Source organism: Paenibacillus sp. AD87 (assembly GCF_001659845.1).
GTDB lineage: Bacteria > Bacillota > Bacilli > Paenibacillales > Paenibacillaceae > Paenibacillus > Paenibacillus marchantiae.
Map to the genome: position 1 here is coordinate 1191359 of NZ_LXQN01000007.1, position 15187 is coordinate 1206545.

At 45.9% G+C, this 15187-nt stretch carries 12 protein-coding genes; 11 read left to right on the forward strand and 1 reads right to left on the reverse strand.

What is annotated here, in order from left to right; all coding sequences use genetic code 11:
* Positions 1 to 7 precede the first annotated feature (7 nt).
* The 9 genes from nagZ (at position 8) to gpAD87_RS05440 (ending at position 11495) form a co-directional block, all read left to right on the forward strand.
* Positions 8 to 1669: a beta-N-acetylhexosaminidase gene (gene nagZ, locus gpAD87_RS05400; RefSeq protein ID WP_064636704.1), complete on the forward strand. Its 1662-nt coding sequence runs from the start codon at positions 8 to 10 to the stop codon at positions 1667 to 1669.
* Positions 1670 to 1954: 285 nt separating this feature from the next.
* On the forward strand, positions 1955 to 4210 hold the full coding sequence (locus tag gpAD87_RS05405; RefSeq protein ID WP_064636706.1) for a stalk domain-containing protein: 2256 nt from the start codon (positions 1955 to 1957) through the stop codon (positions 4208 to 4210).
* Positions 4211 to 4583: 373 nt separating this feature from the next.
* Entirely contained in the window at positions 4584 to 5048 is a 465-nt protein-coding gene (locus tag gpAD87_RS05410) for a Fur family transcriptional regulator (RefSeq protein ID WP_064636708.1), read from the forward strand.
* A gap of 2 nt (positions 5049 to 5050) precedes the next feature.
* Entirely contained in the window at positions 5051 to 5302 is a 252-nt protein-coding gene (gene yidD / locus gpAD87_RS05415; RefSeq protein ID WP_024631022.1) for a membrane protein insertion efficiency factor YidD, read from the forward strand.
* A gap of 392 nt (positions 5303 to 5694) precedes the next feature.
* On the forward strand, positions 5695 to 7764 hold the full coding sequence (gene metG, locus gpAD87_RS05420; RefSeq protein ID WP_269453491.1) for a methionine--tRNA ligase: 2070 nt from the start codon (positions 5695 to 5697) through the stop codon (positions 7762 to 7764).
* A 313-nt stretch (positions 7765 to 8077) separates the two neighbouring features.
* The gene (locus tag gpAD87_RS05425) at positions 8078 to 9067 is read left to right on the forward strand and encodes a metal ABC transporter solute-binding protein, Zn/Mn family (protein WP_064636712.1); all 990 of its coding nucleotides are present in this window, start codon (positions 8078 to 8080) and stop codon (positions 9065 to 9067) included.
* A 55-nt stretch (positions 9068 to 9122) separates the two neighbouring features.
* Complete coding sequence (locus gpAD87_RS05430) at positions 9123 to 9881, forward strand: metal ABC transporter ATP-binding protein (protein ID WP_063565680.1); 759 nt, start codon at positions 9123 to 9125, stop codon at positions 9879 to 9881.
* A 48-nt stretch (positions 9882 to 9929) separates the two neighbouring features.
* On the forward strand, positions 9930 to 10733 hold the full coding sequence (locus tag gpAD87_RS05435) for a metal ABC transporter permease (protein ID WP_063565681.1): 804 nt from the start codon (positions 9930 to 9932) through the stop codon (positions 10731 to 10733).
* Positions 10734 to 10781: 48 nt separating this feature from the next.
* A complete protein-coding gene (locus gpAD87_RS05440; protein ID WP_024631017.1) occupies positions 10782 to 11495 on the forward strand; it encodes a cytochrome c biogenesis CcdA family protein in 714 nt (237 codons plus the stop codon).
* Between the two features lie 139 nt (positions 11496 to 11634).
* Here the strand turns inward: gpAD87_RS05440 and splB are convergent, their stop codons facing one another.
* The gene (splB, locus tag gpAD87_RS05445; RefSeq protein WP_064636714.1) at positions 11635 to 12705 is read right to left on the reverse strand and encodes a spore photoproduct lyase; all 1071 of its coding nucleotides are present in this window, start codon (positions 12703 to 12705) and stop codon (positions 11635 to 11637) included.
* Positions 12706 to 12936: 231 nt separating this feature from the next.
* Here splB and mntR point away from each other — a divergent pair, with 231 nt between their 5' ends.
* Both mntR and gpAD87_RS05455 read left to right on the forward strand, forming a co-directional pair.
* Positions 12937 to 13365, forward strand: coding sequence for a transcriptional regulator MntR (mntR, locus tag gpAD87_RS05450; protein ID WP_063565683.1), 429 nt, complete (start codon positions 12937 to 12939; stop codon positions 13363 to 13365).
* 208 nt (positions 13366 to 13573) lie between these two features.
* The gene (locus gpAD87_RS05455) at positions 13574 to 15172 is read left to right on the forward strand and encodes a family 10 glycosylhydrolase (RefSeq protein ID WP_064636716.1); all 1599 of its coding nucleotides are present in this window, start codon (positions 13574 to 13576) and stop codon (positions 15170 to 15172) included.
* The last annotated feature ends 15 nt before the right edge of the window (positions 15173 to 15187 follow it).

Here is a 15187-nt window from a genome sequence, read left to right on the forward strand (position 1 = left end):
GGAAAGCATGCGTATGAATTCGATCGATCAGCTTTCGTTGGAACAGCGGGTAGGACAGATGTTTATGTGTGGATTCCATGGACAGCATGCGGATGAACAGGTCAATCGACTGATCCGTGATTATCATGTCGGAGGCGTCATTTATTTCAGACGGAATGTGGAAAGTGTAGACCAGATCAATCGACTGTCTGCAGACTTGCAAGCAATTGCCGCTGAAGCCGGGGATTTACCTCTGATGATCTCCGTGGATCAGGAGGGCGGGATGGTGGCCCGGATTGACAAAGAGGGAGTTACCCAGGTACCTGGAAACATGGCGCTTGGAGCAACGGGGAATCCGGAATATACCCTTGAATGCGCACAGATTCTAGGTCAAGAGTTAAAAAGCATCGGTATCGATATGAACCTTGCTCCAGTGTTGGATGTGAATAATAACGTTCTTAACCCGGTCATCGGCGTGCGCTCCTATGGCGAGAACGCAGAGAGCGTAGCTGCTCATGGTGCAGCAGCCATCAAAGGATATCAATCCCGAGGTGTTGCTGCGACAGCCAAACATTTTCCTGGACATGGAGATACAGCGGTAGATTCGCATCTCGGTATGGTCACTGTACCTCATGAACGTAACAGACTGGATCAGGTGGAACTACTGCCGTTCCGTCGCGCTATTGAGGCAGGAGTCGATGCTATCATGACTGCTCACGTCATCTTCCCGGCGATTGAACCGGAGCCGATTCCAGCTACATTGTCCCGTAAAGTGTTAACGGGGCTGTTACGCGAAGAAATGGGCTTTGACGGCATTATTATTACAGACTGTCTGGAAATGCATGCGATATCCAAGCCATATGGTGTGGCCGAAGCAGCTATTCGTGCCGTGGAGGCAGGTGCTGATCTAATTCTGGTCAGTCACACACTGCAAGATCAAGTCTCTGCTGTGGAAGCCGTTGTGGAAGCCGTTCGTACTGGACGAATTGAAGAAGCTATCATTAACCAGGCATTGGAACGTATTATTTCTTGGAAGACAGCGCGTTGTGGTCAGTGGGAGCATACGTTTGTCTCCATGGAAGAAGATGATGCTGGACCTGATGGATCTGATGAGGATGAGAGCACTCTCGCAACAAAAGAGAAGGATGAGTCATCAAGGTCGTTGGCCTCCAACGAATCCAGATTGGATGAGATTGCCTCCAATAGCATTACTGTGGTTCAGAATGATGGGTTGCTTCCCTTAGACCCTGAGAAGAATGTCTATGTCATCTGGCCTGAAGTTGTGCAACGGACAGAAGTGGATGAACCATGGTCTCACACAGATTCACTTGGCGTGGCGTTATCGCAGCTTAGAGCCGGAGTTCGGGAGCACAAAATAACGACACAGCCGTCTTATGATGAAGCGGACGAGATACTGAAGAATGTGTCGGAGGAAGATCAAATCATCGTATGTACTTACACTTCCGCAGGCCATCTTCCGAAAGGGCAACATCATTTGGTTCAAAAACTTAGTGAGAAGTATTCCCTGATTGTAGTCGCTCTGCGTAATCCATATGATCTATTGGAGATTCCGACGCCGGGAAGTTATATATGTACGTACGAGAACACTCCTGCAGTGGTTCGTGCATTGTCTCTCGTCTTAACAGGTGAATTGCAGCCAACAGGACGCTTGCCTGTCAGTTTGCGTTAGCAAATTCTAAATCTCTAAATCTCTAAATCTCTCTGTGGCATGGTGCTTATTCAACCATGTCCTGGAGGGATTTTTTTATTGGAAAATGCGTCGGGTTTTAATACAGATTGCACTCCAAGTCGAACGTGTAATAGATAACTATTTTCATAGTATTTTCGCTCTATTAAATGTTTACAATTCTTATCAAATATTTTTAGCAACTTTTCCCGGTAGTAAGCGTCTAATAGTATGACTTTTTGAGGGGGATATTTATAAAATGGGAGCAGAAGGAGCCAAAGACAAAGAATGAATTTGAAGAAGAAATTATCCATACTTACCGCTTTAGCTGTATTCCAAGCGTTTGCAGCGATTCCAGCGAATGCACTAGCAGCCGATCAAAGTGATACAACAACAACAAATACAGCCAATGTTAAATCCGTGGAGGTTGTGAAGAAAGAACAAACGATCGCGGAATCGGATGTAAAGTCCGGGTCAGACTCAAAACAGTCTGATAATAATGCAGTCGAAGGAACAAACCCGGTAACAGATGAACCTACAGGTACAGATGTTACTCCGGTTGACCCTAATACAGACCCTGCTGATGAAGAGGATGCAGGGGAGGAAACAACAGTTCCAACGGCTCCAGTTGAAGTTGAGCAACCATCTACAAACGGTCAATCTATAGCCGGAAGTAAGGGCGGAGATCTGACACTTTATATGAACAGCAACAAAATGGTGCAAGACGGAAAAACATATCTTGCCGGACAGCCGATGGCTGTTAAAAATGGAGTATCTTATGTAGCGATCCGCGCACTGGTTGATCGGGTTGGTTATGAAGTGAAATATGACAATACAACCAAAGAAACCATTATTATTAGCGGCGAAGATGAACTTCGCTTCAAAACGAATAGTAGCGTTTACACCGTTAACGGTGAGGCCAGAACGATGAAAGGCCCCGCCTATCAACAAAAAAATACGTTCATGGTGCCACTGACGTCGATTACTCAGGCACTTAACATTACTTATAAAGTTAATCAGTCTGCCAAGACTGTTATACTGAACCTGAATTCCAAACCGGTAGCCAGCTTCACGGTACAAAAAGAGATTTTTGCAGGAGACACGGTAACATACAACACTAAATCGAGCTCTCCCAAGGGACTGGACATCGTGGATGAGCGTTGGACTGGCCGTCAGGATTCGTTTGACCAACCAGGTACATATACGGTAACGTATGCTGTCCAGGATTCGAGCGGACAATGGAGTGACCCGTACGCTGTAAAGATTCAGGTGCAAAAACTAAATCTTCCTCCTGTAGCGATGTTTACGACAGACAAGGAAGAGTACAAAATGGGTGAAAAGATCACGTACATTGATCAAAGCACCGATGATGAAAATGCCATTGTGAAAACTGAATGGGAAAACAATGCTCTGGCATTCTTTGTTCCGGGACCTAAGAGTGTAACAATTACCGTTACGGACAAACATGGTGCTAGTAACAGCTATACCAAGACGGTTAACATCACAGGTGAAACGCTGTACACCATGTCTGATTTTAATCAGTTGTTTACACCAGTAGGTGAGAAGTTCAGCTTCGATGGTAGTGGGGTACCATCGATGGAGAAAATACCTTTCACTTATTACGACGAGCCAAGTTTGCTGATTCGTAGTAACAGCCCGGAAACCGTTAATACAGAAGGTATTGTTTATAAGGAATCTTCCTTTGGACAAACACGTTTCATGATTCACCATGTAAACAACACAGGTAAAAGCGTGAAAATGTATGTTGTTGCGACAAACAACAATGCGTATACAGCATCTATTGAACAGCAAAACATGGGTTTTGCAGGTCCATCACCAATAGCAACTGCGGCAGGTAAACTGTCCATTGATCGCTGGTTCAAGTCCATACAGAACGGTACTGGACAAAAGAAAGTGTACATCCAGCCTGGAGAGAGCAAGCTAATTCTGACCGATTTGAGTGTTCTTCCTATGAAACAGGGTCAAGTCATCTCCTTGTACTCGGATGTCTTCAGCGATTATGAACTGGATTACAACGTTATCATGATTGAAGAAAGCAAAGATCCGATGGCTGTATGGTCCACACTGCCTGTTCTGGATCGTGACGGTGTGCATAACCGGGGAACATACCCGAATGCAACCCGTATCATTACGTATGACCAAGAAGTAGGTTCGAAGCCTGCTCGTTTGCCGCTGGGGGATAATGCAAGTGACCCGAATTTGGTCGGGACAGATCCAATGGCGTACACAGATGCTTCCAACGCGGGTAACTTTGGCGTGCTGTACAAAATCACACTGAACAATGTGGCTCCACGCACATTGATCTCGTTCAACCCACGTGGTGGTAAATACTCGGGTGTAGCGCTCGTTAATGGAGAACTTGTTCAGATTTCGAACGGCAAATCCGTAAGCGCACCAAATGAACAAAGTGTACTCTATCGTACAGGTTCCTATGGTCAAAGTGTAACGATTCTGTTCTCCGCAGCACCGGGAAGTAATTTGCCGGTTAACCTGCTGTTCACACCGCTTCCGACAGAGAAGTAATTGTTTCACCTTTCATCAGGAACGGACGGTTTGGAGTGAAAGCTTATATGCTATATATCCTGTCACCCCAAAAGTCGCCCGAAGGATTAAACATCTGAACCGTCAGAAAAGGACTCCATGTTCATGGGGTCCTTTTTAATTGTGTCTGAAGCAGCGGCGGGCTCAGGTTCGTTCGTTGACTATGATCTTCATTTAAGGCATTATTAGTAGTATATAAATCAAGCATAAGTATCAGCATTTGCATAATTTGATTCCACAGGCTAACGGGTACAATACCTAGACGAATAAAACCATTTCGAACTAAGTATTGCTGAATTGAATTCGCTCTTTGGATTTATGCAGAATGCTCGAATGACAGGAGGTGCTTTAGATCATGCTGTCGACAGAACAGATTATTACTACCATGTCCTCGCAGGGGCTCCGCATTACGGATCAGCGGAAGACACTGGCCCGGTTATTTGCTGAATCCCCTGGGTATTTGACACCCAAGGACGTCTATGAATATATGGGTAAGACTTACAGCGGACTGAGTTTTGACACGGTGTACCGGAATTTGCGTGTCATGCAAGAATTGGGTGTGCTGGAGCAGGTCATCTTTGAAGATGGGGTGAAGTTCAGAGCACATTGTAGCGAGGATCACCATCACCATCATATGATTTGTCTGAAATGCCAGAAGACATATCCAATCGTTTTTTGCCCAATGCAGCTTGCAGATGCGCCTGAGCAATTCCAGGTTGTCGATCATAAATTTGAAGTTTTCGGGTACTGTAAGGACTGTGCCGAACATATGCCAGCCAAAGTGTCATCCGGACATCAGCACACTCACGGGAAGCACTGACGATGAAGTTATCTCGCAGACTGGTTCAGGCTCCCATTCGGGTGTATCGCAGCTATATCTCTCCATTGAAGCCGCCAACGTGTCGTTTCTATCCTACATGCTCGGCTTACGCGATGGAGGCGATTGAGGTGCACGGTGCGTTCAAAGGATCGCTGCTTGCGGCAAAACGTATTGCGAAATGCCATCCGTTTCATCCAGGCGGAGTGGATCTGGTACCACCGAAGGCTGAAAAGTCTGTCATGGTATCCGATTAACGATCTAATGGTCGTTTTTTGCCGGTTTGAGTTGATTTAAGATTGCTGTCCACTTGACAAAGGAGGCAGTATTTCAGTATATTTTTGGTATAATGATTTCCAGTGAAGGGATAAGTACAGACACACCCCCAGTGCAGAGAGCCGGATGAGCTGAGAACCGGTCTGGGAGGAGGATGGAATATGGTCCCGGAGGAACCTCTTTCGAGCGTGCAGACGTTGATTAGAACGGCTGTCGTAAGGCTGAGGCGTGATCCAGCGTTAATGGGCGGTCGAAGGACCGGCAGAGCCTGTGGTTTGTGAAAAGCACGGGGAATTTGGGTGGTAACACGTGAGAGCAACTCTCGTCCCATACAGGGACGGGAGTTTTTTGTGTTCTTTTTTAGACAAATGCAATGAAAAAGCACGACTATATGAAGGAGGAGAAGTCATCTATGGCTGATCAAAAAACATTTTATCTGACAACACCGATTTATTATCCGAGTGACAAACTTCATATCGGGCACGCGTACACGACTGTCGCGGGTGATGCCATGGTTCGATACAAACGTCTGCGTGGTTATGCTGCTCACTATCTGACAGGAACCGATGAACATGGGCAGAAGATTGAACGCAAGGCACAAGAGAAAGGGCAGTCACCGCAGGCTTTTATAGACGACATCGTTGTTGGCATCAAGGATCTGTGGAACAAACTGGACATTTCCAATGACGACTTCATTCGTACGACGGAAGAGCGCCACAAAACAGTGGTTCAGGATATCTTTGACCGTTTGTTGAAACAAGGGGATATCTACAAGGGTGAGTACGAAGGCTGGTACAGTATCCCGGATGAGACCTATTACACGGAAACCCAGCTGGTTGATGTGGAGAAGAATGACAAAGGCGAGATTATCTCGGCTAAAAGTCCGGATAGCGGGCATCCGGTGGAGCTGGTAAAAGAAGAATCCTACTTCTTCCGGATGAGTAAGTATGCTGATCGTTTGCTGAAATATTACGAAGAGAATCCGGGTTTTATTCAGCCGGAGTCCCGCAAAAATGAAATGATCAACAACTTCATCAAGCCAGGTCTGGAAGATTTGGCCGTATCTCGGACTACTTTCGAATGGGGCGTCAAAGTTAAAGGCGATCCGAAACACGTTGTATACGTATGGATTGATGCGTTGTCTAACTATATTACAGCTCTGGGCTATGGATCATCCGACGAATCGCTTTACAACAAATTCTGGCCTGCGGACGTACATCTGGTAGGGAAAGAAATTGTTCGATTCCATACGATTTACTGGCCGATTATGCTGATGGCGTTGGACCTACCTTTACCGAAGAAAGTATTCGCTCACGGTTGGCTGTTGATGAAAGACGGCAAAATGTCCAAATCAAAGGGTAATGTCGTTGACCCGGTAACCTTGATTGACCGTTATGGTCTGGATGCACTGCGTTATTACCTGCTCCGTGAAGTTCCATTTGGTTCAGATGGTACATTTACTCCAGAAAGCTTTGTAGAACGTGTGAACTCCGACCTGGCCAATGACCTTGGAAACCTGTTGAACCGTACGGTAGCCATGGTGGACAAATATTTCGAAGGCAAAGCACCTGAGTTTACTTCTGGTGTGACCGAATTTGATGCATCTCTTGAAGAAGCGGGTCTTGCTGCTGTGGAGAAAGTGGAGCAGGCAATGGAAAATCTGCAATTTTCCGTAGCGTTGACAGCGATCAGTCAGTTTGTTAGCCGCAGTAACAAATATATTGACGAGACTCAGCCTTGGGCTCTGGCTCGTGATGAAGCGAAACGCAACGAACTGGCATCGGTAATGTCGCATCTGATTGAAAGCTTGCGGATTGCTTCCATCCTCTTGCAACCGTTCCTAACACGTGCTCCGCGCAAAATCTGGGAACAACTCGGCATTCAGGAAGGTGAACTGACGGCTTGGGATTCAGCGAAGCAATGGGGCGTTATTCCGGCTGGTAACGCTTTGCATAAGGGTGATCCGATCTTCCCACGTCTGGACTCTGAACAGGAGATTGCTTATATTGCTGAAGCGATGACTGGAGGCAAAAAAGCTGAAGCGCAGCCTGAGGCAGCTCAAGCTGATGCTGGAGGCTCTTCTGAAGCCGCTCAACCGGTCTCAGCACCAGAAGGCAAAGAAGAGATCGGTATTGATGATTTCGCCAAAGTGGAATTGCGTGTCGCTCAAGTTATTGCCTGTGAACCGGTCAAGAAAGCCGATAAATTGCTGAAGTTGCAGCTGGATCTGGGCTATGAGCAACGTCAGGTTGTATCGGGAATCGCGAAGTTTTATTCACCTGAAGATATGGTTGGACGCAAAGTCATCTGTGTTACGAACCTCAAGCCTGTGAAATTGCGCGGTGAACTGTCCCAGGGCATGATCCTGGCAGCATCCCATGGCGACCAGCTTACACTGGCAACGGTACCGGATAATATGCCTAATGGCGCACAAGTGAAATAGGACTTTAACCGTGTAACCAAGGATTTGATTTATATAGTTGTAATAGAAGGTGGCTCGATGAGAATCGGGTCACTTTTTATTTTGGGATGAAATCGGATCTGATGCGAAGAAAACAAGCATATACTGTTATGAACTCCGTGCTCAAGGAAAGAATGAATAGGACAGAGCGGCTTGACAAGTTCGAGCAGGTTACCTATAATTCTTTCAGTAATGTTTACGATTAAGAGATGCGGAGTGAATACTAGTGAAACTTTATAATGGAAGAAATCTAGACCAGGTAAACCGGACTCTAGCGACAGGTAGAAGAAGGCATATGAAATTGTTGCTAAGCGGTCTGCTTGTTCTTAGTTTACTCATATTGTCGGCATGCGGTCAGAATAATTCGGAGAGTGCCAAGCTGGTGGAAGGCAAAGTGAATGTGATTACGAGCTTCTATCCTGTCTATGCGTTTACTTCGACAATTGGTGGGGAAGATGCAAATGTCATTAATTTGCTGCCAACAGGTGTTGAACCACATGACTGGACGCCGAAGAGTCAAGATATTGTGAATACATCCAAAGCGCAGTTGTTTCTATACAATGGTGCAGGTCTGGAAGGATGGGTACCCAACTTCCTGAAGTCACTGAATAGCGATACCAAGGTGAAGTCAGTTGCAGTAAGTGAAGGGGTTACTCTATTGACTGCTGAAGGTGATGATGGACACGGTCATGGTGAAGAACAGGTGGATGAACATAGCGACGAACATGCAGATGAAGCTAACGCAGAGGACATTGCGAACCATCATGTGGACCCTCATACGTGGGTAAGTCCAAAATCGGCAATGGTAATGGCTGAGAATATTAAAAACAGCCTGGTTGAAGTAGACCCTGCACATAAAGAAGGATATGAACAACGCTACGAAGAGCTGCGGACCAAGCTGGAAACGTTGGATCAGCACTTTACGGATGAATTGTCCAACGTACCAAATAAGGAAATTGTCGTATCACACCAAGCCTTTGGGTATCTTGCACGTGATTATGGGTTGACCCAGCATGCTATTATGGGACTTTCTCCAGATGCGGAACCCACAGGTCAAGATATTGTGAAGTTGGCCAAGTTGGTGAAGGATGAAGGGATTAAATACATTTTCTTCGAAGAGCTGGTATCTGATAAACTGGCGAAAACCCTCGCCAATGAAGCGGGTGTAGAGACAATGGTCCTGAATCCGGTAGAAGGTTTAACCAAAGAACAGGCTACCAACGGGGATGATTATTTCACCCTGATGGAGAAAAATTTGCAAAATCTGCTGATCGCATTAAAATAAGATAGACTGAAGGATTCGTTTGCAATCCTTATATATAATGAAGGGCGGCTTTGCCATGCAGCAAATCATGCCATTGTGTCATGATCCAATTATAGAGATCGATAAATTATCATTTTCCTACGGCGACCAGCGAGTGATCGAAAATCTCGATTTTATGGTCCAGGAAAGGGATTTTGTCGGTATTATCGGTTCAAACGGGGCGGGCAAAACGACATTGCTGCGAATGCTGGTTGGACTCTTGCCTCCAGCTGAGGGAGATATCAAGCTATTCGGACAGTCGATCCGCCGATTCAAGGATTGGGAACGGATTGGTTATGTTCCGCAGAAGAATGCATTTAACCCATTGTTCCCTGCAACGGTACGGGAAGTCGTGATGTCTGGATTGTACAACAACAAGAATATGTTCCGCCGAATGTCCCGTAAATGTCAGCAGCAGTGCACAGATGCTATGCAAGTGATGCGGATTGAGGATTTGGCGAACAAACGGATCGGACAACTGTCCGGTGGACAGCAACAGCGTGTGTTTTTGGCACGGGCGCTTATTAATCATCCTGATCTGCTGATTCTGGATGAACCGACGGTAGGTATCGATGCCGAATCCCAGGCCAGCTTTTTTGAACTCATTACCCATATGCATGAACATCACCGGATGACATTCCTGATGGTTTCACATGATATGGACCGGATGGAGAGTTATCTCGGTTCCAAAGCTGCGGTGACGAACGGAAAAATTCATTTCCATGTCCGTCATTCCCATGAGGTGGAAGATTGTGCCGAGACTAATTTGCAGCATACCACCACCCAGGTACGTTAGAAGCGAGTGCAACCAGATTAGAGCAAGGCCGAAGGAGTCGTGTGTGTTTTGGAAATTTTAATGAGTGATTTTTTTCAGCGGGCGCTGGCGGGGGGATTGCTGATCGGCATCACCGCTCCGTTGATCGGATTGTTTTTGGTGCTGCGCCGTTTATCCATGATCGGGGATACCCTGTCTCATGTTACTATTGCCGGGGTTGCACTCGGATTCCTGATTGAAGTGTATCCGATTGCGGTGGGGCTTATTTTCGCCGTGCTCGCATCATTTGCAATAGAGAAACTGCGTAAGGCGTACAAGAGTTACGCCGAGTTATCGATCGCGATCATCATGTCCGGTGGAGTAGCGCTGGCTTCGTTGTTCTTCACGCTGGGCAAAGGTTATAATACAGATGTTATGAGTTACCTGTTCGGCAGTATTTATACACTGGACTCCACAGATTTGAAGCTGGTTGGTGTGGTAACGTTGATCGTGGTCGTCGTTGTAGCACTGTTACATAAGGAGTTTTTCCTACTCAGCTTTGAAGAGGATGCCGCAGCGGTTACCGGATTGCCTGTGAAATTGCTTAACATGCTGATTACGGTGATGACAGCCCTTGTCATTAGTACGGCGATCAAAATCGTGGGCGCATTGCTGGTATCGGCATTGCTTACCATTCCGGTAGCTGTAAGCTTGCTGATGGCACGAAGTTTCAAATCGGCGATTATATTATCCGTGGTCATTGGCGAAATTGCCGTGGTCATTGGACTGGTTGTGGCCGGGATCTGGAACCTTGCACCAGGAGCAACAATTGTACTTTTGCTTATCATGATGCTGATTCTTACGATGATTGGAAAAAAAGGGTTCCGAGCCTGAGTCTGAACGTGAGCAAGTGAGCCCCCAGGGAAGGGAGATATCCGCTTCATGCCTGATGTTAATGTGTGGCTGGCTTTTGTAGCAGGATTAGCTTCGTTTATATCGCCATGCTGTCTTCCGCTGTATCCATCGTATCTTTCCTATATTACGGGGATGACGGTACAACGGTTGAAGGATGAGCGCAATCAGCGTGAAGTTCGCTTCAAGACATTGACTCATACGCTGGCGTTTATTTTGGGCTTCTCGGCTGTGTTTTATTCGCTCGGACTGGGAGCCGGATTGTTTGGCCAATTTTTCAATGATAACCGTGATCTCATTCGTCAATTATCCGCGATTTTGATTATGTTAATGGGTTTATTCCTGCTTGGTTTGTTCAAACCTCAGTTTCTGATGAAAGAGCGTAAGATGGACATGAAATGGAAACCAGCGGGTTACTTGGGCTCCTTTATTTTTGGCATTGGTTTCTCGGCAGGTTGGTCACCTTGTATTGGACCAATTTTGACTGCCATCATCGCGATGGCTGCGAGCGAACCAACAACCTGGTTGGCTTTGATTACGGGATACACAGCTGGATTTGCGTTACCGTTCTTCATTCTGGCCTTTTTCATCGGTTCTACACGATGGATCTTGCGTTATTCCAATATCATGATGAAAGCCGGGGGCGCATTAATGTTGTTCCTCGGAGTGCTTTTATTTACGGATCAGATGACGAAGATTACGATCTGGCTACAGCAAATTACACCAGACTGGATGATTATCTAGCGCAGCAACGGTGGTGTTTTTTTACTGAATGGTTATTTTAAATGAACAAAGCAGGCTACATGGAAACCAGAACGATTCTGGACTCATGTAACCTGCTTTTTTAATCAATAGCTCTTTAATAAAAGTGTCTGATCTACGCTTAGGTGAAGTAATCAATGTTGGCCAGTGGGAAATGCTCAAAAATGCGCTCGGTAATAAACTCGCGCAGGGCATCCTGCTGATCATCCTTATACACATATTTGTACTGGCCCCAGCGGCCCCATTTCATTTTCCGCTTTTCGATATCCATCTCCAGCTTGGTTTTGGGGTATCGCTTCTCAATGGTGGCTTTTGCCGTTTTGGTAAAACGGTGCTGGATCATCTCAAAGGTTAGATCCTTGGTTGCTTCTTCGGGAAGTGTATCGGCAAGCTTTTGTAAAAGCTCGCTATATCCTTCTTCCCATCCGTCGTACCACATAATTGGGGCAATAATGAATCCGAGCGGATATCCCGCATGAGCTATTTTGCCTGCGGCTTCAATTCGTTCTTCAAACCGTGAGGTGGCTGGCTCAAAATTTTTGATCACATAATCCGAATTCACACTGAAACGGATTCGAGTGTGTCCGTTATGCTTGATGTTTAATAAAGGATCAACATGATGGTATTTGGTCACAAAGCGAAGTCGCCCGTGCTCCTCATCCGCCATAAAACGAATTAGGTCACCGAGATTTCCCGTAATATGCTCCAGACCTACGGGATCAGATGTACAGGCTGCTTCAAAACGGGTAAGTTCAGGTGCGCGCTCCTCAATGTATCCCTTGGCGGCCTGAATGATTTCTTCGGTGTTTACATAGACACGGACATAGGGCTTGGCCCCAAGAGTCGTTTGAAGATAACAATAATGACAGTGGCCCATACAACCTGTTGAGATGGGAATGGCATATTCGGCCGAAGGCTTCGATTGGTCAAACTTGAGTGTTTTACGCACACCGACGACAAGGGTACGCTTCGCCATTCGGTACTTTTCCTGTTCCGTTTCACCAGGGAGATTGGTAATTCGATTATGGGATGTCGTCATCTGATATGGGATATCCCTGGAAGTAACCCATTCCATAATTCGTTTACCTTTCTCATATTCCAGCGCACCGGGTTCAAAATACACCAAATTGGGAATAAAGGGTTTAGTGCCTTTTGCTTTGCGAACGGGTGGTTGCGCTACACTTGTACTCACGAAATCACTCCTTTCAATACGGAACCTGCTTAGTTTGCCTCGTTTAGAGATAAGTAACCCGTGCCAATACTTGCGTAATGGTGAAGGAATTCAAGCCCCGAGAAGTGTTTTATGGACTGTAAATAGTGAATGAATTGTGCAGGACTTGCCAATGCGTATTGATAACATGTATCATTATAAGATAGTGACCAGGCAAGAATATTGCCGGTCAGAGAGAAGAGAGGGAAGCAGATGCCAACGCCCAGTATGGAAGATTATTTGGAGCGTATATACAAATTAATTGATGAAAAGGGCTATGCTCGTGTGTCTGATATAGCTGAAGGTTTGGAAGTACATCCTTCATCGGTGACGAAGATGATCCAAAAGCTGGACAAAGACGAGTACCTGATCTATGAGAAGTACCGCGGGCTGGTGCTTACGCCAAAAGGCAAAAAGATGGGCAAACGGTTGATGGAGCGCCATCATCTGCTTGAACAGTTTTTGACGACGATTGGTGTTCAGGAAGAAAATATTTACCAGGATGTTGAAGGAATTGAACACCATCTGAGCTGGGATTCCATTACCTGCATCGAATCTTTGGTTGAATATTTCCGCCAGGATGAGAATCGACTGCGTGATCTTAAAAGTATTCAGGATGTCATGAGTAATACAGAATCATAAGGTTTCAAAGCCAGACTCACCTGAAAAATAACAATGAATATCCATTCAAAATCAGAGGATGCACCTGCCGTTAAAGCGGTAGGGAGCGTCCTTTTGCATTTTTCTGACCAAAATTTGGCGATTATTCGCAACTTAACAATCATTAGGAGCGTCTATTAAACTAGCAGAATTTGCCGCGAATTTATAATTATTTTGGAGGATTGCACTGATGAAGCTTCGTAAAGGATTGATCCTGCTGTTCATTTTTGTTCTGGGTTTACAAACGTCAGGACTGACGGCGCAGGCAGCTAGTCAAAAGGAAATTGTTATTTATTTGGATGGACAGCGTTTGGAGTCGGATGTTTCACCTTACATTTTGCCCAAAGTAAATGTAACGATGGTTCCCTTGCGTGTTATTAGCGAAGGACTGGGTGCATCTGTGCTTTGGTCACAGGCTACCCGCACAGTTACGATCAAGAAATCCGATTCAGTCATTACGATGACAAGTGGACTCCAGCAGGCAACGGTGGATAGTGCCGTGGTTGATCTTGATGCATCAGTAGAACTGAAACAAGGCCGCGTCATGGTACCGATTCGATTTGTCAGTGAGAACTTGGGAATTCAGGTCACCTGGAACCAATCTGAGCAGACGATTAATCTGGCCACAGGCAATGCTCCCAATCCTACTCCAGTGACACCAGCAGAGCCTGGAGGCACGGGAACTACGCCAAATACGGATGAGATGCGAGGAGCCTGGATTTCGACTGTAAATGGAGACTGGCCTTCATCTAGTGCCAAAGGGAATGTAGAAAAACAAAAGTTGGAGTTCATTCAGCAGCTTGATACGTTGAAGGATATGGGGATCAATGCCGTATTCGTTCAAGTGCGAGCCAATGGGGATGCGATCTATCCATCAGGTCTTGTACCGTGGAATAGTGTGCTGACAGGCACACAGGGGAAAGATCCTGGGTATGATCCACTTGCATTTATGATCGAGGAAGCCCACAAACGTGGCCTTGAGTTCCATGCCTGGTTCAACCCGTTCCGGGCTACCAATTCGGCAACGACAACTGGGCTTGCAGCCAATCATGTATCCAAGCTTCATCCGGACTGGATTGTTAACGCATCAGGCAAACTGTATATTAATCCAGGCATTCCGGAAGCGAGACAGCATATTATTGATTCCATCATGGAAGTGGTTAATCAGTATGATGTTGATGGCGTACATTTGGACGATTATTTCTATCCTTCCAATGTAACGTTTAATGATGATGCGGCTTTCAAAGCATACAACACATTGAATACGAGTGACCGTGCAGAATGGCGCCGGGACAATATCAATCAATTCGTCAAGCAGCTCGGAGAGAGCATCCACAAGGTGAAAGCTGGCGTTGAATATGGCATTAGCCCATTTGGTGTATGGCGTAACAAATCAGTTGATATGACAGGTTCTGATACAAAAGCCGGAGTAACCGCTTATGACAGCATGAATGCGGATGTGCGGACTTGGATCAAGCAGGAGTGGATTGACTATGTTGCACCCCAAGTGTACTGGAGCATGACACTAAGTGCAGCACGATATGACAAGGTGGTTGACTGGTGGGCCAATGAAGTGGCAAATACCGATGTGAAATTGTACATTGGTCACTCTCCTTATAAACTGGGCACACCGGAAATTGGGTGGCAGACATCCCAAGAAATCATTGATCAGCTTATATATAATGAGAAATATGATACGGTGAAAGGGGATATTTTCTTCAGTTCACAGTACCTGACGAAAAACCCGCTCGGCTTGATCGCCAAATTAAAAGCCTATTATGGACTGTAAAACATTTTAACGTAA